This is a genomic window from Pseudomonas sp. B10(2017), from assembly GCF_002113295.1.
Taxonomy (GTDB): domain Bacteria; phylum Pseudomonadota; class Gammaproteobacteria; order Pseudomonadales; family Pseudomonadaceae; genus Aquipseudomonas; species Aquipseudomonas pudica.
Genome location: NZ_NEJU01000020.1, coordinates 52,315 through 77,295 on the forward strand (window position 1 = coordinate 52,315; position 24,981 = coordinate 77,295).

25 protein-coding genes are annotated in these 24,981 nt (G+C 63.4%); 16 read left to right on the plus strand and 9 right to left on the minus strand.

The genetic code is table 11. The features are described 5' to 3' along the window. Positions 1-75 precede the first annotated feature (75 nt). Together CAF92_RS21175 and CAF92_RS21180 are read right to left on the minus strand one after the other, a co-directional pair. Positions 76-894: an alpha/beta fold hydrolase gene (locus CAF92_RS21175; RefSeq protein WP_085601878.1), complete on the minus strand. Its 819-nt coding sequence runs from the start codon at positions 892-894 to the stop codon at positions 76-78. Positions 895-1,014: 120 nt separating this feature from the next. Then, on the minus strand, positions 1,015-3,378 hold the full coding sequence (locus CAF92_RS21180) for a penicillin acylase family protein (RefSeq protein WP_085601842.1): 2,364 nt from the start codon (positions 3,376-3,378) through the stop codon (positions 1,015-1,017). Between the two features lie 86 nt (positions 3,379-3,464). Between CAF92_RS21180 and CAF92_RS21185 the strand changes: the two genes are divergently transcribed. Next, positions 3,465-4,031: a sugar O-acetyltransferase gene (locus CAF92_RS21185; protein ID WP_046613594.1), complete on the plus strand. Its 567-nt coding sequence runs from the start codon at positions 3,465-3,467 to the stop codon at positions 4,029-4,031. Here CAF92_RS21185 and CAF92_RS21190 read toward each other — a convergent pair. Beyond that, on the minus strand, positions 4,010-4,579 hold the full coding sequence (locus tag CAF92_RS21190) for a DUF6436 domain-containing protein (protein WP_085601843.1): 570 nt from the start codon (positions 4,577-4,579) through the stop codon (positions 4,010-4,012). The genes CAF92_RS21185 and CAF92_RS21190 overlap by 22 nt on opposite strands. 211 nt (positions 4,580-4,790) lie before the next feature. Here CAF92_RS21190 and CAF92_RS21195 point away from each other — a divergent pair, with 211 nt between their 5' ends. Next, positions 4,791-5,717 carry an alpha/beta hydrolase gene (locus tag CAF92_RS21195; RefSeq protein WP_085601844.1) on the plus strand — a complete coding sequence of 309 codons (927 nt, stop codon included), beginning with the start codon at positions 4,791-4,793 and terminating at the stop codon, positions 5,715-5,717. Here CAF92_RS21195 and CAF92_RS21200 read toward each other — a convergent pair whose 3' ends face one another. Then, positions 5,718-6,470, minus strand: coding sequence for a DUF2059 domain-containing protein (locus CAF92_RS21200; protein ID WP_046613591.1), 753 nt, complete (start codon positions 6,468-6,470; stop codon positions 5,718-5,720). Between the two features lie 113 nt (positions 6,471-6,583). Between CAF92_RS21200 and CAF92_RS21205 the strand changes: the two genes are divergently transcribed. Both CAF92_RS21205 and CAF92_RS21210 read left to right on the plus strand, forming a co-directional pair. After that, complete coding sequence (locus CAF92_RS21205) at positions 6,584-7,216, plus strand: 2OG-Fe(II) oxygenase (protein ID WP_046613729.1); 633 nt, start codon at positions 6,584-6,586, stop codon at positions 7,214-7,216. After that, a complete protein-coding gene (locus CAF92_RS21210; RefSeq protein WP_085601845.1) occupies positions 7,203-7,706 on the plus strand; it encodes a DUF523 domain-containing protein in 504 nt (167 codons plus the stop codon). The genes CAF92_RS21205 and CAF92_RS21210 overlap by 14 nt, the downstream gene beginning before the upstream one ends. Before the next feature lie 122 nt (positions 7,707-7,828). Here CAF92_RS21210 and CAF92_RS21215 read toward each other — a convergent pair whose 3' ends face one another. Beyond that, entirely contained in the window at positions 7,829-8,317 is a 489-nt protein-coding gene (locus CAF92_RS21215) for an ABC transporter substrate-binding protein (RefSeq protein WP_085601846.1), read from the minus strand. Positions 8,318-8,540: 223 nt separating this feature from the next. Here CAF92_RS21215 and CAF92_RS21220 point away from each other — a divergent pair, with 223 nt between their 5' ends. Continuing rightward, positions 8,541-9,017 carry a DUF4399 domain-containing protein gene (locus CAF92_RS21220; protein ID WP_085601847.1) on the plus strand — a complete coding sequence of 159 codons (477 nt, stop codon included), beginning with the start codon at positions 8,541-8,543 and terminating at the stop codon, positions 9,015-9,017. A gap of 105 nt (positions 9,018-9,122) precedes the next feature. Here the strand turns inward: CAF92_RS21220 and serA are convergent, their stop codons facing one another. Further along, complete coding sequence (serA, locus tag CAF92_RS21225; protein ID WP_046613587.1) at positions 9,123-10,352, minus strand: phosphoglycerate dehydrogenase; 1,230 nt, start codon at positions 10,350-10,352, stop codon at positions 9,123-9,125. Between the two features lie 170 nt (positions 10,353-10,522). Here serA and CAF92_RS21230 point away from each other — a divergent pair, with 170 nt between their 5' ends. From CAF92_RS21230 to CAF92_RS21245, 4 genes are all read left to right on the plus strand, one after another. Next, positions 10,523-11,920 carry an FAD-binding oxidoreductase gene (locus tag CAF92_RS21230; protein ID WP_085601848.1) on the plus strand — a complete coding sequence of 466 codons (1,398 nt, stop codon included), beginning with the start codon at positions 10,523-10,525 and terminating at the stop codon, positions 11,918-11,920. A 25-nt stretch (positions 11,921-11,945) separates the two neighbouring features. After that, entirely contained in the window at positions 11,946-12,611 is a 666-nt protein-coding gene (locus CAF92_RS21235; protein ID WP_085601849.1) for a fumarylacetoacetate hydrolase family protein, read from the plus strand. A 120-nt stretch (positions 12,612-12,731) separates the two neighbouring features. Further along, entirely contained in the window at positions 12,732-13,652 is a 921-nt protein-coding gene (locus tag CAF92_RS21240; protein WP_085601850.1) for an SdiA-regulated domain-containing protein, read from the plus strand. 90 nt (positions 13,653-13,742) lie between these two features. Beyond that, positions 13,743-14,645: an SdiA-regulated domain-containing protein gene (locus tag CAF92_RS21245; RefSeq protein WP_085601851.1), complete on the plus strand. Its 903-nt coding sequence runs from the start codon at positions 13,743-13,745 to the stop codon at positions 14,643-14,645. An 88-nt stretch (positions 14,646-14,733) separates the two neighbouring features. Here CAF92_RS21245 and rpiA read toward each other — a convergent pair whose 3' ends face one another. Next, a complete protein-coding gene (gene rpiA / locus CAF92_RS21250) occupies positions 14,734-15,408 on the minus strand; it encodes a ribose-5-phosphate isomerase RpiA (RefSeq protein ID WP_013974672.1) in 675 nt (224 codons plus the stop codon). A 134-nt stretch (positions 15,409-15,542) separates the two neighbouring features. Between rpiA and ilvA the strand changes: the two genes are divergently transcribed. Next, positions 15,543-17,057, plus strand: coding sequence for a threonine ammonia-lyase, biosynthetic (ilvA, locus tag CAF92_RS21255; RefSeq protein ID WP_046613583.1), 1,515 nt, complete (start codon positions 15,543-15,545; stop codon positions 17,055-17,057). Between the two features lie 126 nt (positions 17,058-17,183). Further along, the gene (locus CAF92_RS21260; protein WP_085601852.1) at positions 17,184-17,609 is read left to right on the plus strand and encodes a DUF2269 domain-containing protein; all 426 of its coding nucleotides are present in this window, start codon (positions 17,184-17,186) and stop codon (positions 17,607-17,609) included. A gap of 130 nt (positions 17,610-17,739) precedes the next feature. On the opposite strand, the gene CAF92_RS21265 is transcribed toward CAF92_RS21260, so the two are convergent. Then, positions 17,740-18,396 (minus strand): HAD family phosphatase, encoded by a 657-nt coding sequence (locus tag CAF92_RS21265; protein WP_085601879.1) that lies wholly within the window; start codon positions 18,394-18,396, stop codon positions 17,740-17,742. A gap of 141 nt (positions 18,397-18,537) precedes the next feature. Here CAF92_RS21265 and CAF92_RS21270 point away from each other — a divergent pair, with 141 nt between their 5' ends. Beyond that, a complete protein-coding gene (locus CAF92_RS21270) occupies positions 18,538-19,017 on the plus strand; it encodes an RNA pyrophosphohydrolase (protein ID WP_003249017.1) in 480 nt (159 codons plus the stop codon). A 22-nt stretch (positions 19,018-19,039) separates the two neighbouring features. Then, positions 19,040-21,319, plus strand: coding sequence for a phosphoenolpyruvate--protein phosphotransferase (gene ptsP / locus CAF92_RS21275; protein ID WP_023660917.1), 2,280 nt, complete (start codon positions 19,040-19,042; stop codon positions 21,317-21,319). Positions 21,320-21,453: 134 nt separating this feature from the next. Here the strand turns inward: ptsP and CAF92_RS21280 are convergent, their stop codons facing one another. Next, positions 21,454-22,200 (minus strand): NRDE family protein, encoded by a 747-nt coding sequence (locus CAF92_RS21280; RefSeq protein ID WP_085601853.1) that lies wholly within the window; start codon positions 22,198-22,200, stop codon positions 21,454-21,456. Positions 22,201-22,329: 129 nt separating this feature from the next. On the opposite strand from CAF92_RS21280, the gene CAF92_RS21285 reads away from it, so the two are divergent. Genes CAF92_RS21285 through CAF92_RS21295 form a run of 3 tightly spaced genes read left to right on the plus strand, consistent with a single transcriptional unit; the run spans position 22,330 to position 24,958 of the window. Next, complete coding sequence (locus tag CAF92_RS21285) at positions 22,330-23,112, plus strand: sulfite exporter TauE/SafE family protein (protein WP_046613580.1); 783 nt, start codon at positions 22,330-22,332, stop codon at positions 23,110-23,112. Between the two features lie 16 nt (positions 23,113-23,128). Continuing rightward, complete coding sequence (gene lgt / locus CAF92_RS21290; RefSeq protein WP_013974665.1) at positions 23,129-23,935, plus strand: prolipoprotein diacylglyceryl transferase; 807 nt, start codon at positions 23,129-23,131, stop codon at positions 23,933-23,935. Between the two features lie 51 nt (positions 23,936-23,986). Further along, complete coding sequence (locus CAF92_RS21295; RefSeq protein WP_013974664.1) at positions 23,987-24,958, plus strand: thymidylate synthase; 972 nt, start codon at positions 23,987-23,989, stop codon at positions 24,956-24,958. Positions 24,959-24,981 lie beyond the last annotated feature (23 nt).

A 24,981-nucleotide genomic window follows, 5' to 3' on the forward strand; every position in this document is an offset into this window, starting at 1 on the left:
CGGTGCCATACACCGAGTTGCCTGCTTCGCGGGTGAACCCGCTCCCACAAGGGCTGCAAGGCAGCCCCGGCAATATCACTGGTTGCGCGGCAGCCAGTTCAACAGGAATTCATTCACCACCCGCGGGTTCTCCAGGCTGGAGATATGCCCCGCAAACGGAATCTGCGCCGCCAGGCAGCCAATGATCTGCGCCATTTCATTGGACTCTTCCGGCGGCCGTGGAATGTCCTGGTCGCCGCAGATCACGATGGTCCGCTCACTTACCAGTTCTCCCAGTCGCGACAGCAAGTCTGGCCGGCCAAAGATCACTCGCCCCATCGGGTCGAGACTGTGCCGAATCACCTCGGCACTACTCGCCTTCAATGCTGCGCGGAAGCCTTCGCGCACTTGCGGCACAGTCTGCCCGCCTGCATGGAAGAAGATCGGTACGACGATGTCCAGCAATGGCTCCGGGAACAGCCCTGCAGCACTGGCGGCGTCAAGCAGGCCGAAGTACTTGAGCCGGGTCGCCTCCGGCTCGGCACCGAGGTACGTGTCCATCAGCACCAGGCGGTCTACCCGCTCAGGGTGTTCCAGGGCCAGTTGCGCGCCCCACATGCCGCCGACCGACAGGCCGACCAAATGGCATTTGCCAATGTCCAGGGCGTCCAGCAGTGCCAGATGCTGGCGGGCCAAAGCGCTCATGTCGATGGTCGTGGCAGGCGGAGCATCTGAGCCGCCGTGGCCCCACAGCTCGGGGACGATGACGCGGAAGTGTGCTGACAAGGCTTCGATTTGTGGCTGCCACATCTCGGCGGACCACAGGTAGCTGTGGCCGAGCACGACCGGAAAGCCCTGGCCCTGGTCGATGTAGCTCATGCGGGCGCCGTCGATTTCGATGAAGTGTCTTTGCATGGAATGGGTCTCGGCTGTGAGTGCTGTGAGGTATTCGAAATTGTTGGGGGCCGCTTTGCGGCCCATTCGCAGCACAAGGCTGCTCCTACCAGGATCGCGGTCTCTTGCAGGAGCAGCCTTTTACTTGGCTGGCACCAGACGCAACGTACTCTGCGCCGGAATCACCCCCATCTGCGCCTTCTGGTACTGCCCCTGCACGTACCCTTCGGCCTGATCCGCAAAATGCCTGTCGAACGGCACGCCACTCTGGCCGACCGGGTTGGTGGTTAGCGCCTGCCCGGCATCGGCAAAGTCGACCAGCCGCCGCGTCGACGGCCCATAGGTCACCGGCCATGGCGCCGGGCCGATCTTCGCAGATAGGTTGTTCGGCACTTCATGAGTGCCCGGTGCGGCGAACGGGCCAACGTTGAACAGCAGGTTCAGCGGCTTTTTGACCCCCAGCGGGTGGTTGTGGGTCAGGGTATGGGCCTTGCCCCACTGCCAGCTGGCAGGATCATTCCCCAGGGTCTTGCGCAGGTGCTTCAAGCTGTTCTGCCACGCCGTGCGCACCACGGCGGTTCGATCGGTGCGCTGGTTGGTTCCGCGGGTGTTCCACCACGGCGAATCGGCATCCGCTGCCAGGCGCGGCAGGGCAGCGTCGATGGCGCGGGTGCTGATCAGCACCGGGAACCAAGTGTCGCCCAGCTCGTCATGCAAGGCCGCGAATGCCAGCTCATAGAGGAACTGGTTGAACAGCGTGGCACTTGTCGAGTCGAGCGGGTAGTCGCCGCTCCAGGCTGCCAGTTGCTCGACCAGTTCCTTCTCTTCGTCACCTTCGGCTACTGCGCGCAGCGTTGCCAGCAATGGTGCAAGGGTGCGCGGGCCATGGTCGCTGGCGGTGTCCAGCTGCAGCGCCTGGCTGTTTTGGGTATCCCACTTCACCCCGGGGTTGGCCAGGTGGCGGTCGAGCTGGCGACCTCGGTCCCGCAGGTTGTAGTAACCGGGGATCGGCACCGCCGCCGGAGGCTGGTAGTTGGCCGAGACAATGTAGCCGCGCGGCGGGTTCTCCTGCTGTGGGTTGACGCTGAAGGGATAGAAGCCGAGCTTGTCGGCCTGCGCACTGGCACCATCGAGGATGAACGCGGGGTCGACGCCGTCGGGGCGGATCGGCAACTGCGCCGCCGCCCACCAGCCGATATCGCCACGGGCATTGGCCCACACCAGGTTAAGCCCTGGCGCATGCACCTTGGCCGCGGCCTCGCGCATCTTGCCCAGGGTATCGGCGCGGTTGAGCTGGTAGAAACCGTCGAGGATCGGGTTTTCGGTTTCCAGGAACGCCCACCACATGGCGATTGGCGTGGGCCCGGCAGTGGCGCCCAGCACGTCGTTGACGATCGGGCCATGGGGCGAGCGACGCAGGCTGAGGGTGACCGGTGCTTCGCCTTTGACGGCAATCTGTTGCTCGGTCTTTTCCAGCGCCTGCCATTTGCCATCGACCATCACCTGGTTGGCGTCGGCCGGGTTGGTGCGTTCGGCGATCAGGTCGACGTCGTCGTTCTGGAACATGGTCAGGCTCCAGCCGAAGTCGCGGTTGTGGCCGAGCAGGGCGAACGGGTTGAGAGCCTGGAAGTAGCCATACAGGTTGAAGCCCGGCGCCGACAGCTCGGCCTCGTACCACACAGCTGGCACTGCGAAACCAATGTGCGGGTCACCGGCCAGCAGCGGCTTGCCGCTGCGGGTGCGGCTGCCGGCCACGGCCCAGGCGTTGCTGCCTTCGAATTGCGGGATGCCCGCATCGCCCAGCGCGTCATGGCTGAGGCGGGCGAGCGCCTCCAGGCTTTGCCAGTCGGCAGCGGCCAGCGGTGTACTCAGGGCGCCCTCGGGCCGCCAGGCGAGATCGAAGATGTTCAGGTACTCCGGGCCCAGCTGGTCGCGGATGTAGGTCAGCGCGGGCTCGGTGCGAAACGCGGCGGCAAAACTGTAGGCCAGGTAGCCGGCGATGCTCAGGGTGTCTTCGGCGCTGAACGGACGCGGGGTGATGCCAAGCAGGTCGAATTCCATGGGCTTGGGGTGGCTGGCCTGCCAGCTATTCACCCCGTCGAGGTAGGCTTGCAGGGCTTGCCAGGCGGGTGATTGCCGGTCCTGACGCTTGGCCATCAGCGCTGCCTGTTCGCGAATACGCAGGCTGCGGAACAGGGTGTCGGTGGGCAGCAGCTTGTCGCCCAGCACCTCGGCCAGCTCACCCCGTGCCAGGCGGCGCAGGATCTCCATCTGGAACAGCCGGTCCTGGGCATGCACATAACCGAGGGCGCGGTACAGGTCCTGTTCGCTCTGCGCCTGCAGGTGCGGTACGCCGCGGGCGTCGTAGCGCACGCTGACCGGCGCCTGCAGGCCGGCGATGGCCACCTCGCCCTCGCGTTGTGGCAGCTTGCCCTGCACGTACCAGTATCCGGCGCCGGCGGCCACGGCAACCACCGCGGCCAACAGGGTCAGGCTGCGCTTCATGCAGGCTCCTTGTGCGTTCAAGAGAAAAATGTGGTCCGATGATCGGCGGATTCGCGAACAGAGCATAGCCCCAGGAAGGAGTTTCCATGTCCCTCAGCGAAAAACAGAAAATGCTTGCAGGCCAGCTCTACCACGCTGGCTGCCCCGAGCTGCAGGCCGAGCAGATCGCCAACAAGCACTGGATGCACCGCTACAACAGCAGTGTCGAATTGCTCAACGACGCACGTCATGGGCTTTTGGTAGAGCACTTTGGCCAGGTCGGCGAAGGCGCGGTGATCCGCCCGCCGTTCTATTGCGACTATGGCTACAACATCAGCGTCGGCCGCAACACCTTCATGAATTTCAGCTGCGTGATCCTCGACGTGCTGCCGGTGCGTATCGGTGACGACTGCCAGATCGGCCCCAACGTGCAGATCTATACCGCTGACCACCCGCTCGACCCCGAGGTGCGCCGCACAGGGCTGGAGAGTGGCCGGCCGGTGACTATCGGCAACAACGTGTGGATCGGCGGCGCGGCGATCATCCTGCCGGGGGTGACCATTGGCGACAACGCCGTGGTGGGTGCCGGTAGTGTCGTTACCCGTGACGTGCCGGCTGGTGCGGTGGTGGTGGGCAACCCTGCGCGGGTGCGTCAGCCGGCCCAAGGGCAGTAGCAGCCCACCGCCAGGGTATTGGAGGCACTCACCTGGCGGTCGTCGAGTAGCGCCTTGAGGATCGGCTCGATAAAGCTGTTGCTGGCGTTGCACACCGCGCCTTCACTGTAGGGGCCGAAGTAGGCCAGGTTACCTTGCCGGTCCCAGATGGCCACGGCCGGGGAGGCGGGCAGGTGTTCGCTGCCGGGCACGCTGGCGAGTGGCTTGAGGCCGGTGAGGTTGGCGGGCAACTGGCCGTCGCTGTCGGGCTTTTGCAGCACATGGAAGGCCACGCCCTGGCCGGCGAACTGGCTGACCAGGTCGCCCAGGTGCTGCTGGTTGCCGACGTTGCACGGGCAGGCTGGGTCCCAGAAATGCACTACCCGGATCGGGCCGGGGCCGGCCAGTTCGGGGGGGAGTTGCAGTTGGCTGCCGTCAAACAGCGTGGCCTGGTTGTCGAACGGGCGCAGGTAGCGGGCCTGGAAGGAGGTGTAGGCCTGCCAGAGGATGGCCACGCCGACCAGGAGGGCGATTGCCGTGAACAGCTGTTTGATGATCCGAGTCTTCATGAAGTTTCCGCGCTCCTCTGTAGGAGCAGCCTTGTGCTGCGAAAGGGCCGGCATGACTGATGGAGTTGTTGTGGCAGAAGCGGCCTCTTCGCAGCACAAGGCTGCTCCTACCGGGGATACCGCTATCGGCCTGAAATCGAGCAAGCTTGCCACGACGCCAGCCAGAGCTGAATATCCCAGATCAATACTTGCTTCGCTTTGGATGTACCCGATGCCCGCTGCCTTTCACCCTGACCTCTTGCGCACCAGCCTGGCGCCGCTGACCTCTCGCCAGCCGTTGTCGGCGCAGGCGCAGGACTACCAGCGCTTCTATCGCCTGAACCTGCCGGCACATAGCTGGCTGGGTGGCTTTCAGGCTGCCGGGTTCGACCTGGTCGGGCAGGTCTGGCTACCCGAGCAACCAACCGCGACGCTGTTCCTGTTGCACGGCTATTACGACCATATGGGCCTCTACCGGCATGTGATCGATTGGGCGCTCAAACAGGGTTTCGCCGTGATCAGTTGCGACCTGCCCGGACATGGCCTGTCCAGCGGCGAGCGGGCCAGCATCAGTGATTTCGCGGTGTATCAGCAGGTGTTGGAAGCTTTGTTCGAGCAGGCGCTCACGCTGCAGCTGCCGCGCCCCTGGCACCTTTGCGGGCAAAGCACCGGTGGCGCCATCGCCGTGGACCACCTGCTGTACCAAGGCGCGCGCAGCCCCATCGATGGTCAGGTCATCCTGTTGGCGCCGCTGGTGCGGCCTTGTGCCTGGCGCTGGTCAAAGCTGAGCTATCGTGTGTTGCGTCACTTCGTGAATGGCATCGAGCGGCGCTTCAGCGAGAACACCAATGACCCGAGCTTCCTGCCGTTCCTCGAAGCCGACCCGCTGCAACCGCGCCGCCTGCCAACGGCCTGGGTGGGCGCCTTGATCGACTGGGTCAAACGCATCGAGGCCGCGCCGCGCAGCACGCGGCGGCCGTTGATCGTGCAAGGAGAGGCGGATGGCACAGTGGATTGGCCCTACAACCTCGAAGTGCTCAAGGCCAAGTTTGCAGAGCCGCAGATCTTGATGCTGCCCGAGGCCCGTCACCACCTGGCCAACGAGTTACCGGGCATTCGCCAGCGCTACTTCGACTTCATCGACCAGCGCCTGGGCTGATCACTTCAGGTCGCTGCTGCTCTGGCCAACCGCCAGGCCTGCGCGAACGGCGGCCAGGGCGGCCTGGTAGTAAGCCTTGCCGTCTGGCGACTCGGCAAAGGTAGCGAACTCTTCCAGTTCGGCGTCAGTCAGGTCGCGGTAGACATACAGCAGGGTGTTGTTGAGGTCTTCGCCAATCTGGCTCATCAGACGCTGGCGCTGGCCGTCGAGCAGGCCTTGGGCCTGGCCGCCGCCGAACAGGCCGGGGATCATCGAGCTGAGGCTGTCGGCCGCCACGCCGGCGATGGCCAGGCTCACTTCGGCGCCGGCTTCGCGCGCCGGCAGGGCTTGGGCCAGGTGGCCGATTATCAGCAGGCGATCATCGCTGGCCTGGATCTTTGGCAAACCCTTGGCATTCCTGGCCAATTCGTCCTTGCGTGTGGCCTTGAGCTCCGCAGCTACCACCTTGCGCCCCAGCGGCGACTGGAAGAAGGCCAGCGCCGGTGCCGGGTTGGCCAAGGTTGCGCGCAGTTGCGCCTGGGCGCGACGGTCCACCGCCTGGGCCTGGAAACGCTGGTTGCTGTTGTTGACCAGCGCCTGGTACACGGCGGGTGGCAAACTGTTGCGGTAGCGTTCCTGGGCGGCGGTCAGGGCATCATTGAAATGGGCGCGCTGGTCGGGCCAGCCGGCGGCCTTGTACAGTTGATCCAGGTTGTCTGCCCAGACAGGCACGGTGCAGATCATCAGCAGAATCAGGGAAAACAGACGGCGCATTCAGGACTCCTGTCGGCAGGTGGCTATTGTCCGTGGCCGGGCGCCGGTTTGTCGAGATATCCGCGTGCTTCTCGGCCAAGTGGCGCTGTGCGCCGGCAGGGCTAATGGATATGATGCGCGCCATGCACATCTCCCCTGAACACCCGATACTTGCGGCCGTCGTCGACGATCTGGCCACCCATGGCTGGTCCCAGCAGGCGCTTTTTCTGCCTGCTGACCTGGTGCGCGCGCTGGCGGCCGAGTGCCGGCGCCGTGATGCCGAAGGCGAGCTCAACCCCGCGGGGGTTGGGCGCGGTGCTGCGCAGGAGGTGCGCGAGGCAATTCGCGGCGACCAGATCCAGTGGATCGATCCCGGCCAGGCCGAGGCCTGCGACCAATACCTGGCCGCTATGGACCAGTTGCGCCAGGCCATCAACCAGGGCCTGTTCCTGGGCCTGGAAGACTTCGAGTGCCATTTTGCCCTGTACCCGCCGGGGGCGTTCTATCGCCGGCACCTGGACCGTTTCCGCGACGATGACCGGCGCATGGTGTCGGCAGTACTGTACTTGAATGAAGACTGGCAGCCGCAGGATGGTGGCCAGTTGCGCATGTTTCTGGTGGACGGTGTCGAGCATGATGTCGAGCCGGTGGCGGGCTGCCTGGTAGTGTTCCTGTCGGGCGAGGTGCCCCACGAGGTGCTGCCGGCAGGGCGTGAGCGGCTTTCGTTGACCGGCTGGTTCCGGCGCCGTGGCAATGACCTGTTCTGACCTGCCCAAGGTGCTGGTCAGCGCCTGCCTGCTGGGGCAGCCGGTGCGCTATGACGGCCGCGCCAGCGGGCACCCCGACCTGTTGCAGCGCTGGCAGGCCGAAGGGCGCGTGGTGCCGTTGTGCCCGGAAGTGGCGGGTGGCTTGCCGACCCCACGGCCGCCGGCAGAGATACCGGGCGGGCAGGGTGGGGAGGTGCTCGACGGTGGCGCGCAGGTACTGACGGTTGCGGGCGAGGATGTCAGCACCGAGTTCCTGGCCGGGGCGCAGCGGGCGCTGGAGCTGGTGCGCCGGCATGGCATTCGTGTGGCCGTGCTGAAGGCTGGGAGCCCTTCGTGCGGCAACCGGTTGACCTATGACGGCACGTTCAGTGGTGTGAAGGTGGCCGGGGAAGGGGTGACCACGGCATTGCTGCGGCGGGCGGGGGTGCTGGTGTTCAGCGAGCTGGAGCTGGACGAGGCACAGCAGGCTCTGATTGAGTTTTCTGCTTGAACCTGTACTGGCCTCTTCGCGGGCTCGCCCGCTCCCACAGGGATAGCACCCGCTCCCGGGCCTGTGATTAACCTGTGGGAGCGGGCGTGCCCGCGGAGAGGCCAGTACAGGCAATAAAGAACTTACTGCCCGTCCGCAGTCTCAGGTACACCCTTGAACCACTTCTGCTCAAGTTCGGCAGTCCGCCCGCTGTCCTTGAGCCGTTGCAGTGCATTGTTCACCGCACTCTCGAACGCCGGGTTGTCCTTCTGGAACGGGATCACCAGCTGCTTCTCGCCAAACGGCAGGCTCACATCGAGCGGGCCGTCATTCTTGGGCGATTCGCTCGACGGGGTCAGTGCAATGTCGTACTTGCCGGTCTCGACACCCGGCAGCACCTCTGCCGCGGGCGCTTCGATAAATTCGGCGCGCAGGTCCAGTTCCTTGGCCAGCGCCTGGCCGAAGTCGATCTCGAAGCCGTTCAGGTGGTCGTTTTCCTTGAATGCGTACGGCGAGTTGTCGACCTGTACGGCAATGCGCAGTTCGCCCCGGTCGGCAATTTCGTCTATCAGCTCGGCCTGAGCCAATGGCGTGATCAGTACCGCCAGCATTACTCCTATGGTCGAACGCATGAAAGCCCCTTTCTCTTTGGCATTTGAATAACCTTCGCCACGGCTTTTTTCCTCGCCGTGGTCGAGCGCAGCCTATGACCTTGAAGCCTCGGCCTTGTTTAACCCTGATTGAAATATTTCTGCCTCAGGATGTGAACATCTGGGCGCACATATCAACTAAGGTGAACCACCGCCGCCACTGGAATACTGGCGGCGGTCAATAAGTGAATCACAGGAGAAGTGAATGAACAGCCTATTTTCGCGTGCTGCCGTTGCTGGTCTGTTGATGGGAGCGTCAATGTTCGCCAGTGCCGCAGATGCCCTGAAAAGCCAGGAGCCGCCCAAGGATGCCAAGGTCTTCATCGTTTCCCCCGCCGATGGCGCCACGGTCGACAGGACCTTCACCGTCAAGTTCGGCATCGAGGGCATGGCGCTCAAGCCTGCGGGCGACAGCACCCCGCACACCGGGCACCACCACCTGCTGGTGGACGTGGATAAAGAGCCGGTGGCCGACATGCCGCTGCCATCTAGCCTGATGCCACAGGCCGGCACTGCACTGCCGGATGGCCCGCAAGTGCTGCACTTCGGCAAGGCGCAGACCGAAGCCAGCATTACCCTGACCCCTGGCAAGCACACCCTGCAGCTGGTGCTCGGTGACCAGTATCACGTGCCGTTCAAGCCGAGCGTCGTGTCGCAGAAGATCACCGTCGACGTTAAATAGGTGTTGGGTTCTTCGCGGGTAAACCCGCGAAGCAGGCGACACCAACGTCACAGGCAAAAGAAAGGGAGGCCACCAGGGCCTCCCTTTTTCATGCCGCCAGCGAACTTAGAACAGGACGCGGGAACGGATGGTGCCCTTGACCTGTTGCAGCTTCTCTTGCGCCAGGTCGGAGTACTCGGCGTCAACGTCGATCACCACATAACCAACTTTCTCGTTGGTCTGCAGGAACTGACCGGAGATGTTGATGCCGTTTTCGGCGAATACCTTGTTGATCTCGCTGAGCACGCCCGGGATGTTTTCGTGGATGTGCAGCAGGCGGTGCTTGCCTGGGTGCGCCGGCAGGGCCACTTCCGGGAAGTTGACCGAGGATACCGACGTACCGTTGTCGCTGTACTTGACCAGCTTCTCGGCCACTTCCAGGCCGATGTTGGCTTGTGCTTCAGCGGTGGAACCACCGATGTGCGGGGTCAGGATCACGTTGTCCAGGCCACGCAGCGGGCTTTCGAACTGCTCGTCGTTGGAGCGCGGCTCGACCGGGAACACGTCGATGGCGGCGCCGATCAGGTGCTGGTCCTTGATGGCGGCGGCCAGGTGGTCCAGCTCGACCACAGTGCCACGGGCAGCGTTGATCAGAATCGCGCCCTTCTTCATCGAGCGGATTTCCTTCTCGCCGATCATCCACTGGGTGGACGGCAGCTCAGGCACGTGCAGCGAAACGATGTCGGCCAGGCCCAGCAGCTCGTGCAGGCTGGTGACCTGCACGGCGTTGCCCAGTGGCAGCTTGGTCAGCGGGTCGTAGAAATACACCTGCATGCCCATGTTCTCGGCCAGGACCGACAGCTGGGTGCCGATCGAGCCGTAACCGACGATACCCAGCTTCTTGCCGCGGATTTCGAAGGAGTTGGCCGCGCTCTTGATCCAGCCGCCACGGTGGCAGGAAGCATTCTTCTCGGGGATACCGCGCAGCAGCAGGATGGCTTCGGCCAGTACCAGTTCGGCTACCGAACGGGTGTTGGAGTATGGCGCGTTGAACACGGCGATACCGCGCTCGCGGGCAGCTTCCAGATCGACCTGGTTGGTGCCGATGCAGAAGCAGCCAACGGCGACCAGTTTCTTGGCGCAGTCGAAGATCTCTTCGGTCAGCTGAGTGCGTGAACGGATGCCGATGAAGTGGGCATCAGCGATCTTTTCCTTCAGCTCGGCTTCCGGCAGCGAACCAGTGAGGTATTCGATGTTGGTGTAGCCGGCGGCCTTGAGGGTATCGACCGCGTTCTGGTGCACACCTTCAAGAAGAAGGAACCGGATCTTGCTCTTGTCGAGAGAAGTCTTGCTCATCTGCGTAAACCTGTATCCCGGAGAAAAAATGGCGAGGGTGATGCCAGGCGCAAAGGCAGCCTTAGCATGAACAGCGGGAGGGCTATGCTAGCATACGCGACACAATCTGAGCTTATCCCGACAGGTGAAGAGTGCTCAGGGTGACTATGAATAAGTCGAGAGTTCCAGCGATGACCCACCCCGCTGTTATTGATGAACTGATGACCCTTGTCGACCCTGGCAAGGTCCTGACCGACGCAGCTTCCCTGGAAGCCTATGGCAAGGACTGGACCAAGCACTATCCACCGGCTCCCAGCGCCATCGTCTTCCCCAAGACGGTGGAGCAGGTGCAGGCGATCGTACGCTGGGCCAATACGCACAAGGTGGCGCTGGTGCCGTCGGGCGGGCGTACCGGGCTTTCCGCAGGCGCCGTGGCGGCCAATGGCGAAGTGGTGGTCGCCTTCGACTACATGAACCAGATCCTCGATTTCAATGCCTTCGACCGCACGGTGGTCTGCCAGCCAGGGGTAATTACCCGCCAGTTGCAGGCCTATGCCGAGGAGCAGGGCCTGTATTACCCGGTGGACTTCGCCTCCAGCGGCTCCAGCCAGATTGGCGGCAATATCGGCACCAATGCCGGCGGGATCAAGGTGATTCGCTACGGCATGACCCGCAATTGGGTGGCCGGGCTCAAGGTGGTCACCGGCAAGGGTGAGCTGCTGGAGCTGAACAAGGGGCTGATCAAGAACGCCACCGGCTACGACCTGCGCCAGTTGTTCATCGGTGCCGAAGGCACCCTGGGCTTCGTGGTCGAGGCCACCATGCGTCTGGACCGTGCGCCGCGCAACCTCACCGCGATGGTGCTGGGAACCCCGGATTTCGACTCGATCATGCCGGTGCTGCATGCCTTCCAGGGCAAGCTGGACCTGACCGCCTTCGAGTTCTTTTCCGACAAGGGCCTGGCCAAGATCCTGGCGCGTGGCGATGTGCCGGCGCCGTTCGATACCGACTGCCCGTTCTACGCGCTGCTGGAGTTCGAGGCCAGCACCGAGGAGGTGGCCAACGAAGCCCTGGCCACCTTCGAGCACTGCGTCGAGCAAGGCTGGGTGCTGGACGGGGTGATGAGCCAGAGCGAGACCCAGCTGAAAAACTTGTGGAAACTGCGCGAGTACCTGTCGGAAACCATCTCGCACTGGACCCCGTACAAGAACGACATTTCGGTCACGGTATCGAATGTGCCAGCGTTCCTGCGCGACATAGATGCCATCGTGGCCGAACATTACCCGGATTACGAAGTGGTGTGGTACGGCCACATCGGCGACGGCAACCTGCACCTGAACATCCTTAAGCCCGAGCACATGAGCAAGGATGACTTCTTCGCCTCGTGCGCCAAGGTCAACAAGTGGGTGTTCGAGATCGTCGAGCGCTACAACGGCTCGATTTCCGCCGAGCATGGTGTGGGCATGACCAAGCGCGACTATCTGGGCTACAGCCGCTCGCCCGAAGAAATCGCCTGCATGAAGGCAATAAAGGCCGTGTTCGACCCTAACGGCATCATGAATCCGGGTAAGATCTTCGCACCTGAATAGAAAGCAGTATCCAGAGGAGTCGGCCATGAGTTACCAGCACCAGTACGTAGACGGCACACGCATTCACTTCCCGCTGGGCAAGGTGGTGTGCATCGGCCGTAACTATGCCGAGCATGCCAAGGAGCTGGACAACCCGATCCCCACCGAACCGCTGCTGTTCATCAAGCCGGGCAGCTGTGTGGTGCCGGCCGAGGGCGGCTTCAAGATTCCAGAGGAGCGCGGCTCGGTGCACTATGAAGCGGAAATTGCCGTGTTGCTGGGCAAACCGCTGTCGACTCATCCGAGCGAGGAAGAGGTGCTGGACGCCATTTCCGGTTACGCCCCAGCGTTGGACCTTACCCTGCGCGATGTGCAGGCCAAACTGAAGGAAAAGGGCCTGCCATGGGAGCTGGCCAAGTGCTTCGACGGCGCCTGTGTACTGCCGCCGTTCGTGTCGGCCGCCAGCTTCGAGGATGTGACCGACATCCCGGTGCGCCTGACCGTAAACGGTGAAGTTCGCCAGGACGGTAACAGCGCGATGATGCTGAACCCGATCGTGCCGATGATCCAGCACATGGCCGCCCATTTCTCGCTGCAGGCGGGGGACGTGATCCTTACTGGCACCCCGGCGGGTGTGGGGCCGTTCAATGTCGGTGACGAACTGGTACTTGAGCTGCCGGGTGTAAGCCGCTTCGAAAGCCGGGTACTCTGATTCGAAACCGCGTCGCCTTCTTTGCGGGTTTACCCGCGAAGAGGCCGGTCCTGTTTACCGATTTTTCACACCTGATCCGGATAATGCGCGAATCTACGCCCATTTGCCCAGGACCCCCGCATGCCATCTCCCACCAGCGCTCCGGCAACCCCCAAGCGTCGTTTCTTCCTGCGCTGGCCCTTCGGCCTGGCCGCGGCGGCGGTAATCGGCTATGGCGTTGCCGTGGCCATGCATTGGGATGATCGCGGCGCGCTGTGGGTCAAGGAAGGCTTCGAAAGCACCGCCGAGCGCAGCGAAAGCGTATGGCTGCCGGACTACCAGGTCGACATCGATGCCAAACCGCTGCCAGGCATGGACGACGATGAGGCCTCGGATGTGGCCTACAACCCGCGTACCCGCACCCTGTTCGCAGTCATGGGCAAGAACCCGATCCTGGTCGAACTGAGCCTGGACGGCGATGTACTGCGCAAGATCCCGCTCAACGGCTGGAACAACCCGGAAGGTGTCGCCGTGCTGGAAGACGGCTACCTGGCAATCACCGATGAGCGCCTGCACGACCTGACTGTGGTCAAGGTGGATGCACAGACCGCCTCGTTGAACCATGATGATTTCCAGAGCCACGACCTGGGCCAGTCGGTGAAGAGCAACAAGGGTTTCGAGGCGGTGGCCTGGGACCCGCTGCGCCAGCGCCTGATCATCGGAGAAGAGCGCCCGCCCAGGCTTTACACCTGGAACACCGATGGTCGCAGCCCGCTCACGGGTGAAAAGCAGCCGTTGCCCAACGATGAACTGGACCTGCGCAACCTCTCGGCGCTGAGCGTCGACCCGCGTACCGGCCACCTGCTGGCGCTTTCCGCGGATTCCAACATGCTGCTGGAGCTGGATGAGCAGGGCCAGCAAGTCAGCTTCATGACCTTGCTCGGCGGTTTCAACGGCTTGCGGGACACCATTCCGCGTGCCGAAGGGGTGGCCATGGACGACAAGGGCAACCTGTATATGGTCAGCGAACCGGCCCTGTTCTATCGCTTCAGAAAGAACTGAGCCCAACATCCGACTTTTCGGATGCTGGCATTAAGCTTTACTTCAGTTGTTCATGGTTAGATTCGCCACCCCTATGTCGAGTCTGAACTCATGCGCCGTTTTGTTCGCCCGTTCCTTGTCCTGGCCGCCGTCGGCCTGCTCCTGCTCGGCCTGGCCGGGCAGCAGTTCCGCCTGTTCGAGCGGGGCTGGTTCAACCTCAAGGTCTGGTGGCAGCCTGCCGAGCAGAGCATTGGCCTGGACCGTTACCGGGTGGTGGTGGAGGCGCAGCCGGTCGAAGGGCTGGATGACGACCTATCGGCGCTGACCTACGATCCCGATCGCAAGACCCTGTTTACCGTCACCAATGCCCGCTCGGAGCTGATCGAGCTGTCGCTGGACGGCCGGATCCTGCGCCGGGTACCGCTGACCGGCTTCGGCGACCCGGAAGCCGTGGAGTACGTCGGGCCCAACAGCTATGTGATCACCGACGAGCGTCAACAGCGGCTGATTCGCGTGCGCCTGGAGGACGACACGATGTTCCTCGATGCCGGCGATGCCGAGCAGCTGACCCTGGGCATCGGCCTGAACGGCAACAAGGGTTTCGAGGGGCTGGCCTACGATTCTGCGGGCAAGCGCCTGTTCGTGGCCAAGGAGCGTGACCCGATGCTGATCTACGAAGTGCATGGCTTCCCGCACGACAACCCTGAGCAGCCCTATGCAGTGCATGTGGTGCAGGACCGCAAGCGCGATTCGCGGCTGTTCGTGCGGGACCTGTCGAGCTTGCAGTTCGATGAGCGCAGTGGGCACCTGCTGGCTCTGTCGGACGAGTCGCGGCTGGTACTGGAGCTGGATGTGGAGGGCCGGCCGCTGAGTACCTTGTCGTTGCGCAAGGGGTTCCAGGGGTTGCAGGCGACGGTGCCGCAGGCGGAGGGGATTGCGATGGATGAGGCGGGGACCATCTATCTGGTCAGTGAGCCGAACCTGTTCTATGTGTTCAAACAGCCAGCGGAGTGAGCAGCACAAGGCTGCCCCTACAGGAAGTCGCGTACCCTTGTAGGAGCAGCCTTGTGTTGCGAATCGAGGGCGAAGCCCTCGCCGCAGGTTACTCGGCCTTCAGGCTTTTCACGCCCTCAGAGGTACCCAGCAGCAGCAAATCTGCCGGACGCGCCGCGAACAGGCCGTTGGTCACCACGCCAACGATGGCGTTGATCTGCGCTTCCAGCTCCACCGGGTTGGTGATCTGCAGGTTGTGCACATCGAGGATCACGTTGCCGTTGTCGGTAACCACGCCTTCACGGTACACCGGGTCACCACCCAGCTTGACCAGCTGACGCGCCACGTGGCTGCGGGCCATGGGGATCACTTCGACCGGCAGCGGGAAGGCGCCCAGCACCGGTACCAGCTTGCTGGCGTCGGCGATGCAGATGAAGGTCTTGGCCACGGCGGCGACGATCTTCTCGCGGGTCAGGGCTGCGCCGCCGCCCTTGATCAGGTTCAGGTGCGCGTCGCTCTCGTCGGCGCCGTCCACGTAGAACTCCAGCTCGCTGACGCTGTTCAGCTCGTAGACCGGGATGCCATGGCCCTTCAGACGCTGGGCGGTGGCTTCGGAGCTGGCGACCGCGCCGTCGAAGGCGGTCTTGTGCTGAGCCAGGGCGTCGATGAAGAAGTTGGCGGTCGAACCGGTGCCGACGCCGACGACGCTCTTTTCATCCAGCTTGGGCAGAATGAAGTCGACAGCGGCCTGGGCGACGGCCTGTTTGAGTTGGTCCTGGGTCATGCGGGCTCCGAGAGGGGCAGGGCGGTTTCGAAAAGAGCCTAGTATAACGGCTCGGGCGGCTTTGCTGTGGTCGCCCGACGTAGCGCTGGGGTAGACTCCCAGCCCTTGTCCCGCGGCCCAGTGATGCTTTCCCGATGCTCGAACAGTACGTCAAGAAGATCCTCACCTCGCGCGTCTACGACGTTGCGGTAGAAACCCCGCTGCAGAGCGCCGGGCAGCTGAGCAAGCGGCTGGGCAACCAGATTCTGCTCAAGCGTGAAGACCTGCAGCCGGTGTTCTCGTTCAAGATTCGCGGGGCCTACAACAAACTGGCCCAGCTGACCCCGGAAGAGCTGGCCCGTGGCGTGGTCACCGCCTCGGCAGGCAACCACGCCCAGGGCCTGGCCCTGGCCGCGCGCGAGATGGGCATCAAGGCCACTATCGTGATGCCCAAGACCACCCCGGAGATCAAGGTCGAAGGCGTGCGTTCGCGGGGCGGCAAGGTGGTGCTGCATGGCGACTCGTTCCCCGAGGCGCTGGCCTATTCGCTGAAACTGGTCGATGAAAAGGGCTTCGTCTACGTGCACCCCTACGACGATCCGCACACCATCGCCGGGCAGGGCACCGTGGCCATGGAAATCCTGCGCCAGCACCCAGGCCAGCTGGACGCGATCTTCGTGCCGGTGGGTGGCGGTGGCCTGATCGCTGGCATTGCTGCCTACGTGAAGTACCTGCGCCCGGAAATCAAGGTGATTGGCGTCGAGCCGGACGACTCCAACTGCCTGCAGGCGGCCATGGCGGCCGGCGAGCGCGTGGTGCTGCCGCAGGTCGGGCTGTTCGCCGACGGCGTGGCGGTGGCGCAGATCGGCCAGCACACCTTCGATATCTGCCGCCATCATGTGGATGAAGTGGTCACCGTCAGTACCGACGAGATCTGTGCGGCTATCAAGGATATCTACGACGATACCCGCTCGATCACCGAGCCTGCCGGCGCCTTGGGCGTGGCAGGCATCAAGAAGTACGTCGAGTTGTACGGCGTGACCGGGCAGACCCTGGTGGCCATCGACTCCGGTGCCAACGTCAACTTCGACCGCCTGCGCCATGTGGCCGAGCGTGCCGAGCTGGGTGAAAAGCGCGAAGCGATCATCGCCGTGACCATCCCCGAACGCCCGGGCAGCTTCAAGGCCTTCTGCGAGGCTATCGGCAAGCGCCAGATCACCGAGTTCAACTACCGCAAGCACACCTCCGACGAGGCGCATATCTTCGTCGGCGTGCAGACCCACCCGGAAAACGACCCGCGTGCGGCGCTGGTACAGCAACTGACCGAGCAGGGCTTCCCGGTTACAGACCTGACCGACAACGAGTTGGCCAAGTTGCATATTCGCCACATGGTCGGTGGCCATTCGGCCGGTGCCAGTGACGAGATGGTGCTGCGCTTCGAGTTCCCCGAGCGGCCGGGGGCGCTGTTCAACTTCCTCAACAAGCTGGGCGGGCGCTGGAACATCTCGATGTTCCATTACCGCAACCATGGCGCCGCTGACGGGCGCGTGGTGGCGGGGTTGCAGGTGCCGGAGGACGAGCGCCACCTGGTGCCGTCGGCGCTGGCGAAGATCGGCTACCCGTACTGGGACGAGACTGACAACCCGGCTTACAAGCTGTTCCTGGGCTGAGCGGCTAAGCTAAGCCAGATATCTCGCTTTTTGTAGGAGCGGCCTTGTGTCGCGATGGGCCGCAAGGCCGCTCCTACAAGGGTTAGGAGCTGCTGCAAAAATGGCCTGACAAAGGACAATTCGGACATGGAACACCTGACCACCCTCAAGACCCTGCACATCATCGCCACTGCGCTCCTGCTGCTGGGCGCTCTGGGCCTGGCGCTCTGGACCGTGTGCGCCCGCCGCCAGGGCGATGCCGAGGCCTACGCCAAGCTGCTGCGTCGGCCGCTGGTGTTCGTCTGGCTGGTAATGGGCCTGTGCCTGGTGAGCATGCCGTTCACCGGCTGGTGGCTCGTGCACCTTGTGGGCTGGCCGCTGGGGCAGACCTGGGTGCTGGCGTCCAGCGTCATCTATACGCTGGGCGCGTTTGCCGTGTGGTGGCTGCTGGTGCGGTTGAACCGGCTGCGCAAGGCCGAGGTGGTGGGGTTGCGCTTTACTCTGGCACTGGCGGTGTTCAGTGGGGTTTGCTTCCTGTCCATCGCCGGGCTGATGGGCGCCAAGCCGGTCTGACAGGCTTGTGCTGTATGTGCCGGCCTCTTCGCGGGCGCGCCCGCTCCCACAGGTACGGCGCAGCCCTCCAGGCTTGTGGTGATCCCTGTGGGAGCGGGCATGCCCGCGAAGAGGCCGGCACAGGAAAACCTCAATCCCGCAGCGAAACCACCGGCCACCCACGTTTCTCGGCCTCCGCCCGCAACTTCGGGTCGGGGTCCACCGCCATCGCATGCGCCACCCGCTGCAACAGCGGCAAATCGTTCATCGAGTCGCTATAGAAATAGCTGTCCTCAAGGTCGAAACCGTTCTCCAGCATCCAGCGCTCCAGCCGCGTCACCTTGCCTTCACGGAAACACGGTATATCGGTACTACGCCCGGTATAGCGGCCATCACGCATCTCGCATTCGGTCGCCAGCAACACGCGAACCCCCAGGCGCCGGGCAATCGGTGCGGTGACGAAGCGATTGGTGGCGGTGATGATCACCAACTGGTCGCCAGCCTCGCGATGTTGCTGCAGCAAGCTCAGCGCCTTGGGCAGGATGATCGGCTCGATGCAGTCGCGCATGAAATCGCGGTGCCATTCGTCGAGCTGGAGTACCGGTGTTGCCGCAAGGATTTCCATGGAAAAGGCCAGGTAGGCCTGCAGGTCCAGTGTGCCGTTCAGGTATTCCTGATAGAAGCCATCGTTGCGTTGCTTGTAGGCAACCGGGTCGAGGATGCCGCGCTGGCAAAGGTAGTCGCCCCAGGCATGGTCGCTGTCGCCACCGAGGAGGGTATTGTCCAGGTCGAATAAAGCCAGGCGCATCGCGGTCACTCGCATCAGCCACAGGGTAGGCCCGCAGAATACGGAGTTTTCACGCTGCTGCACATAAGCTTGGCGGGCGCGTTGCTGCGCTCGCAAGCTTTGTGGAACAATGCGGTGACATGCGTTTGCGAGGTTGCTGCCGTGATCGACCCGGATGGTTTTCGCCCCAATGTCGGGATCATTCTCACGAATGATGCCGGGCAGGTGCTATGGGCTCGACGGATCAACCAGGATGCCTGGCAGTTTCCCCAGGGTGGCATCAACCCTGACGAGACGCCGGAAGATGCCCTGTACCGCGAGCTGAACGAAGAAGTTGGCCTTGAACGCGATGATGTGGAAATTCTTGCCTGCACCCGTGGCTGGTTGCGTTATCGTTTACCCCAGCGACTGGTGCGTACGCATAGCCAGCCGCTGTGCATCGGCCAGAAGCAGAAATGGTTCCTGCTGCGTCTGGTCAGCAACGAACAACGGGTGCGAATGGACCTGACCGGCAAGCCGGAGTTCGACGGCTGGCGCTGGGTCAGCTATTGGTACCCGCTGGGCCAGGTTGTGACATTCAAGCGCGAGGTCTACCGACGCGCCCTGAAAGAGCTAGCACCGCGTCTGCTGACGCGCGACTGACGACGGAGTTCGACCCCGAGCCATGCTCAATACGCTGCGCAAGATCGTCCAGGAAGTAAACTCCGCCAAAGATCTCAAGTCGGCGTTGGGGATCATTGTCTTGCGTGTCAAGGAGGCCATGGGCAGCCAAGTCTGCTCCGTCTACCTGCTCGACCCGGAAACCAACCGCTTCGTGCTGATGGCCACCGAAGGCCTGAACAAGCGCTCCATCGGCAAGGTCAGCATGGCCCCCAACGAAGGCCTGGTCGGCCTGGTCGGTACCCGGGAAGAGCCGCTGAACCTGGAAAACGCTGCCGACCACCCGCGTTATCGCTACTTTGCCGAAACCGGCGAAGAAAAATTCGCCTCCTTCCTCGGTGCGCCGATCATCCACCACCGCCGTGTCGTCGGGGTATTGGTCATCCAGCAAAAGGAGCGCCGCCAGTTCGACGAGGGCGAAGAAGCCTTCCTGGTCACCATGAGCGCCCAGCTCGCTGGAGTTATCGCCCACGCCGAGGCCACCGGCTCGATCCGTGGCCTGGGCCGCCAGGGCAAGGGCATCCAGGAGGCGCGCTTCGTCGGCGTACCGGGCTCGCCTGGCGCCGCCGTGGGTCGAGCAGTGGTTATGCTGCCGCCAGCCGATCTGGAAGTGGTACCGGACAAGACCGTCGATGATATCGACGCCGAACTGAAGCTGTTCCAGAACGCCCTCGAAGGCGTGCGCGACGATATGCGCAAGCTGTCGGCCAAGCTGGCCACCCAGCTACGCCCGGAGGAGCGTGCGCTGTTCGATGTGTACCTGATGATGCTTGAAGACGCTGCGTTGGGCGGTGAGGTGACCGAGGTCATCAAGACCGGCCAGTGGGCCCAGGGCGCCCTGCGCCAGGTGGTGGGCGAGCACGTCAACCGCTTCGAGTTGATGGACGATGACTACCTGCGCGAGCGCGCCTCCGACGTCAAGGACTTGGGCCGGCGCCTGCTGGCCTACTTGCAGGAAGCCCGGGCGCAGTCGCTGGTGTATGCCGACAACACCATCCTGGTCAGTGAAGAGCTGACCCCTGCGATGCTCGGCGAAGTGCCGGAAGGCAAGCTGGTCGGCCTGGTCTCGGTACTGGGCTCGGGCAACTCCCATGTCGCCATCCTGGCCCGCGCCATGGGCATCCCGACGGTGATGGGCCTGGTCGATCTGCCGTATTCCAAGGTCGACGGCATCGAGATGATCGTCGACGGCTACAAGGGCGAGGTGTTCACCAACCCCAGCGAAGTGCTGCGCAAGCAGTACAGCGACGTGGTCGAGGAGGAGCGCCAACTGGCCCAGGGCCTGGATGCCCTGCGCGAACTGCCGTGCGTTACACCGGACGGCCACCGCATGCCGCTGTGGGTCAACACCGGCCTGCTCGCCGATGTTGCCCGTGCCCAGCAGCGCGGCGCCGAAGGGGTAGGGCTGTACCGCACCGAAGTGCCGTTCATGATCAACCAGCGCTTCCCCAGCGAGAAAGAGCAGTTGGCCATCTACCGTGAGCAGCTGGCGGCCTTCCACCCGCTGCCGGTGACCATGCGTACCCTCGACATCGGTGGCGACAAGTCGCTGTCGTACTTCCCGATCAAGGAAGAAAACCCGTTCCTCGGCTGGCGCGGCATCCGTGTCACCCTCGACCACCCGGAAATCTTCCTGGTGCAGACCCGCGCCATGCTCAAGGCCAGCGAGGGGCTGAACAATCTGCGTATCCTGCTGCCGATGATTTCCGGCATCCATGAGCTGGAAGAGGCGCTGCACCTGATCCACCGCGCCTGGGGCGAGGTGCGTGACGAAGGCACCGATGTGCCGATGCCGCCGGTTGGCGTGATGGTGGAAATTCCTGCGGCGGTGTACCAGACCAAGGAGCTGGCGCGGCAGGTGGACTTCCTGTCGGTCGGTTCCAACGACCTGACCCAGTACCTGCTGGCGGTGGACCGTAACAACCCGCGGGTCGCCGATCTTTACGACTACCTGCACCCGGCGGTGTTGCAGGCGCTGAACACAGTGGTGCGCGACGCCCATGGCGAAGGCAAACCGGTGAGTATCTGTGGTGAGATGGCCGGTGATCCGGCAGCGGCGATCCTGTTGATGGCCATGGGCTTCGACAGCCTGTCGATGAACGCCACCAACCTGCCGAAGGTGAAGTGGATGCTGCGCCAGATCAACCTGGGCAAGGCCAAGGAATTGCTGACGGAGGCCCTGAGCCATGACAACCCGCAGGTTATCCACAGCTCGCTGCAACTGGCCCTGAAAAACCTTGGGTTGGCGCGGATGATCGGGCCTGGGGCCAATAAGACCCTCTGAATGTCAGGTGGCCTGTTCCGGCTCCTTCGCGGGTAAACCCGCTCCCACAGGTACAGCGCAGCCTTCAGATGCGGCGCAGTACCTGTGGGAGCGGGTTTACCCGCGAAGAGGCCGGCGCAAGCAACATCAAATTATCAGACAAGCAACTCAACTTCCCCCAAATGCCCACCAAATGGCCCGAAGCTGCGCTCAACCAGCCGCCTTCTTCCCTGATCATCCACAATCAGCACCGTACTCGCCCGGGTCCCGTAGTTCTGGCTGGCAATGAACACACTCGATAGCAGCTTCTCGGTTGCCAACCCCACGCCCGTCTCTGGCAGCTCGCCCTCCGGCGCAGGCTCGGCATCGGCCAGCAACGCCAGCAAACGCTGCGGCTCCGGCGTTTCCAGCAATCCTTCCAGCCCACTACGCGCCTTCACCAGCTTCGGCCACGGCGTATCCAGCCCGGCGTTGGAAAGCCCGTAAACCCCGGCCTCCAGCAAGCGCGGCGCCGCGGCCCGGGCGTGCAGATAACCCAGCTGTCGCCCGTCGCCCACCAGCAGGTTGAACCCCGAATAGTGCCTGCTGTGGCTGGCTACCTGGTCCAGGTAGGCCTCGACACCCAGTTCACCCTGCAGGTACGCTGCCACCAGTTCACCCCGCGAACGCGGGCCCAGCGCCTGCGCCGGGTCGCGAATATTGGTCAGCGCCGCGAACCGCCCCTGCGGGCCGACGCCCAGCCAGGTGCCGCCGGCTTCCAGGTCGCGCCCGGCATATACCCCGGGTGCATCCTCCCAGGCCGCCAGGGCTTGGGTGGGGCGGGCATAGAACTCATCGCGGTTGGCCGCCACGATCAGCGGCAGGGCATGCCCCGGCCGCCAGGCGAATACGATCAGGCACATCGGTCGGGCCTCTGGGTTTTTTGCCACTGTACCCACAGCGGCGGGGAGGATCCATCCTGACACACTGTTCACTAGAGCCCCGAGCCCGGCTTCCGTTACCATGCCGCATTGTTTTCTCGGGGAAGACGAATGGAATTCGTGCTCTATCTGCTGTTGGGCGCCTGCGCCGGTGTGCTGGCCGGGCTGTTCGGCGTGGGCGGCGGTATCATCATCGTGCCGGTGCTTGTGTTCAGCTTCACCTTGCAGGGTTTCGATGCCTCTGTGCTCACCCACCTGGCTGTCGGTACGTCGCTGGCAACCATCGTCTTCACTTCGATCAATGCGGTGCTCGAGCACCATCGCAAGGGCGCGGTGCAATGGCCGATCTTCGCCTGGATGACCCTCGGCATCCTCCTTGGGGCCGGTGTCGGCGCCAAGACCGCCTCGCTGATCCAGGGGCCACTGCTGCAAAAGATCATCGGTGTGTTCGCTCTGGTCATCGCCGCGCAGATGGCCCTGGACCTCAAGCCCAAGGCCAGTCGTGGCATCCCCGGCAAGCCCGCGCTGGTTGGTGCAGGAGGGGTGATCGGCTGGGCTTCGGCCATTTTCGGCATCGGTGGCGGTTCGCTGACCGTGCCGTTCCTGACCTGGCGCAGCCTGCCCATGCAGCAGGCAGTGGCCACCTCTTCGGCCTGCGGCCTGCCGATTGCCTTGGCCAGCGCCCTGAGTTTCATGCTGCTGGGCTGGCACGAGGAACACCTACCGGCCCATAGCCTGGGGTACGTGTATTTGCCGGCGTTGGTCGGCATTGCCGTGACCAGCATGTTTTTCGCCCGCTTCGGCGCGCGCTTGGCGCACAAGCTGTCGCCACGTTTGTTGAAACGCCTGTTCGCAGCCCTGCTGTTCTGTGTCGGCCTCAGCTTTTTGATTTGAATCGAGAGGAAGTTCCATGCTGCCTTACCCGCAGATAGACCCCGTGGCCGTGGCCATCGGGCCGCTGAAAATCCATTGGTACGGCCTGATGTACCTGGTCGGTATCGGCGGTGCCTGGCTGCTCGCCTCGCGCCGGCTGAACCGCTTCGACCCAACCTGGACGCGCGAAAAGCTCTCCGACCTGGTGTTCTGGCTGTCGATGGGTGTGATCGTCGGTGGTCGCCTGGGCTACGTGCTGTTCTACGACCTGCACGCCTACCTGGCCAATCCGACGCTCATCTTCGAGGTGTGGAAGGGTGGCATGTCGTTCCACGGCGGTTTCATCGGTGTGATGCTGGCGGCCTTGTGGTTCGGCAAGCGCAACAACAAGTCGTTTTTCGAGCTGATGGACTTCGTCGCTCCGCTGGTGCCGATCGGCCTGGGTGCCGGGCGCATCGGCAACTTCATCAACGCCGAGCTGTGGGGCAAGGCCACCGACGTGCCATGGGCGATGGTCTTCCCGCCGTTCAGCGACCCGGCGCAGCTGCCGCGTCACCCATCGCAGCTGTACCAGTTCGCACTAGAAGGTGTGGCGCTGTTCCTGATTCTCTGGGCGTTCTCGCGCAAGCCGCGGCCGACCATGGCAGTATCCGGCATGTTCGCGCTGTTCTACGGCATCTTCCGTTTCATCGTCGAATTCGTCCGCGTACCGGATGCCCAGCTTGGCTACCTGGCCTGGGGCTGGCTGACCATGGGTCAGATTCTGTGCGTACCGATGATCCTGGCTGGCCTTGGCCTGATCTGGTGGGCTTATAATCGCAAGCCTACGGCGAAACCCGCCTGATTAATCCCACGGCAGGGGCGATCCCTCTGCCGTTTTTGCTACAGGTAAGCCATGAAACAGTATCTGGACCTGGTCCGCGACGTCATCGACAACGGCACGCTGCAGGGCAACCGCACCGGCATCCGCACCATCAGCCTGCCGGGCGCCATGCTGCGTTTCGACTTGCAGAAGGGCTTCCCGGCCATTACCACGCGCAAACTGGCGTTCAAGTCGGCGATCGGCGAAATGGTTGGTTTCCTGCGTGGCGTGAAGAACGCCGGTGAATTCCGCGAACTGGGCTGCAAGGTCTGGGACCAGAACGCCAACGAGAACGCCCAGTGGCTGGCCAACCCGTTCCGCCAGGGGCATGACGACCTGGGCGAGATCTACGGCGTGCAATGGCGCCAGTGGCCGGGCTACAAGCGCATCCCGCTGAGCAACCCGGCGGCCATCGAAATGGCCGAAAAGGCGGGGTTCCGCCGCATCGCCCAGGACGAGGAGGATGGCGTCGCGTTCGTCATCCTGTACAAAGCCATCGACCAGGTGCGCCAGTGCCTGGACACCATCGCCAACGACCCGGGCAGCCGCCGTATCCTGTTCCACGGCTGGAACTGTGCGCAGCTTGACGAGATGGCCCTGCCGCCGTGCCACCTGCTGTACCAGTTCCACCCGAATGTGGAGACCAGGGAAATTTCCCTGACCCTCTACATCCGCTCCAACGACCTGGGCCTGGGTACGCCGTTCAACCTCACCGAAGGCGCAGCGCTGCTGTCGCTGTTCGGCCGCCTGACCGGCTACACCCCTCGCTGGTTCACCTACTTCATCGGCGATGCCCATGTGTATGAGAACCACCTGGACATGCTCAACGAGCAGCTCAAGCGTGAGCCGCTGGAAGCGCCGAAGCTGGTGATCAGCGACCGCGTGCCGGCGTTTGCCGAGACGGGCAAGTACGAGCCGGAGTGGCTGGAGAAGATCGAGCCGAGCGACTTCTGGCTGGAAGGGTATGAGCACCATGCGCCGATGACGGCGCCGATGGCGGTGTGATCTTTCAGATTTCCGGGGCTGCT

What these genes read in the sequence shown, in the direction of transcription:
- CAF92_RS21190 (WP_085601843.1), bottom strand. Translation starts at nt 4,579, where the DNA reads ATGAAGACTCGGATCATCAAACAGCTGTTCACGGCAATCGCCCTCCTG.
- CAF92_RS21220 (WP_085601847.1), top strand. Translation starts at nt 8,541, where the DNA reads ATGAACAGCCTATTTTCGCGTGCTGCCGTTGCTGGTCTGTTGATGGGA.
- rpiA (WP_013974672.1), bottom strand. Translation starts at nt 15,408, where the DNA reads ATGACCCAGGACCAACTCAAACAGGCCGTCGCCCAGGCCGCTGTCGAC.
- CAF92_RS21215 (WP_085601846.1), bottom strand. Translation starts at nt 8,317, where the DNA reads ATGCGTTCGACCATAGGAGTAATGCTGGCGGTACTGATCACGCCATTG.
- ilvA (WP_046613583.1), top strand. Translation starts at nt 15,543, where the DNA reads ATGCTCGAACAGTACGTCAAGAAGATCCTCACCTCGCGCGTCTACGAC.
- CAF92_RS21210 (WP_085601845.1), top strand. Translation starts at nt 7,203, where the DNA reads ATGACCTGTTCTGACCTGCCCAAGGTGCTGGTCAGCGCCTGCCTGCTG.
- CAF92_RS21265 (WP_085601879.1), bottom strand. Translation starts at nt 18,396, where the DNA reads ATGCGCCTGGCTTTATTCGACCTGGACAATACCCTCCTCGGTGGCGAC.
- CAF92_RS21230 (WP_085601848.1), top strand. Translation starts at nt 10,523, where the DNA reads ATGACCCACCCCGCTGTTATTGATGAACTGATGACCCTTGTCGACCCT.
- CAF92_RS21200 (WP_046613591.1), bottom strand. Translation starts at nt 6,470, where the DNA reads ATGCGCCGTCTGTTTTCCCTGATTCTGCTGATGATCTGCACCGTGCCT.
- serA (WP_046613587.1), bottom strand. Translation starts at nt 10,352, where the DNA reads ATGAGCAAGACTTCTCTCGACAAGAGCAAGATCCGGTTCCTTCTTCTT.
- CAF92_RS21185 (WP_046613594.1), top strand. Translation starts at nt 3,465, where the DNA reads ATGTCCCTCAGCGAAAAACAGAAAATGCTTGCAGGCCAGCTCTACCAC.
- lgt (WP_013974665.1), top strand. Translation starts at nt 23,129, where the DNA reads ATGCTGCCTTACCCGCAGATAGACCCCGTGGCCGTGGCCATCGGGCCG.
- CAF92_RS21295 (WP_013974664.1), top strand. Translation starts at nt 23,987, where the DNA reads ATGAAACAGTATCTGGACCTGGTCCGCGACGTCATCGACAACGGCACG.
- CAF92_RS21195 (WP_085601844.1), top strand. Translation starts at nt 4,791, where the DNA reads ATGCCCGCTGCCTTTCACCCTGACCTCTTGCGCACCAGCCTGGCGCCG.
- CAF92_RS21260 (WP_085601852.1), top strand. Translation starts at nt 17,184, where the DNA reads ATGGAACACCTGACCACCCTCAAGACCCTGCACATCATCGCCACTGCG.
- CAF92_RS21285 (WP_046613580.1), top strand. Translation starts at nt 22,330, where the DNA reads ATGGAATTCGTGCTCTATCTGCTGTTGGGCGCCTGCGCCGGTGTGCTG.
- ptsP (WP_023660917.1), top strand. Translation starts at nt 19,040, where the DNA reads ATGCTCAATACGCTGCGCAAGATCGTCCAGGAAGTAAACTCCGCCAAA.
- CAF92_RS21235 (WP_085601849.1), top strand. Translation starts at nt 11,946, where the DNA reads ATGAGTTACCAGCACCAGTACGTAGACGGCACACGCATTCACTTCCCG.
- CAF92_RS21240 (WP_085601850.1), top strand. Translation starts at nt 12,732, where the DNA reads ATGCCATCTCCCACCAGCGCTCCGGCAACCCCCAAGCGTCGTTTCTTC.
- CAF92_RS21205 (WP_046613729.1), top strand. Translation starts at nt 6,584, where the DNA reads ATGCGCGCCATGCACATCTCCCCTGAACACCCGATACTTGCGGCCGTC.
- CAF92_RS21175 (WP_085601878.1), bottom strand. Translation starts at nt 894, where the DNA reads ATGCAAAGACACTTCATCGAAATCGACGGCGCCCGCATGAGCTACATC.
- CAF92_RS21280 (WP_085601853.1), bottom strand. Translation starts at nt 22,200, where the DNA reads ATGTGCCTGATCGTATTCGCCTGGCGGCCGGGGCATGCCCTGCCGCTG.
- CAF92_RS21180 (WP_085601842.1), bottom strand. Translation starts at nt 3,378, where the DNA reads ATGAAGCGCAGCCTGACCCTGTTGGCCGCGGTGGTTGCCGTGGCCGCC.
- CAF92_RS21245 (WP_085601851.1), top strand. Translation starts at nt 13,743, where the DNA reads ATGCGCCGTTTTGTTCGCCCGTTCCTTGTCCTGGCCGCCGTCGGCCTG.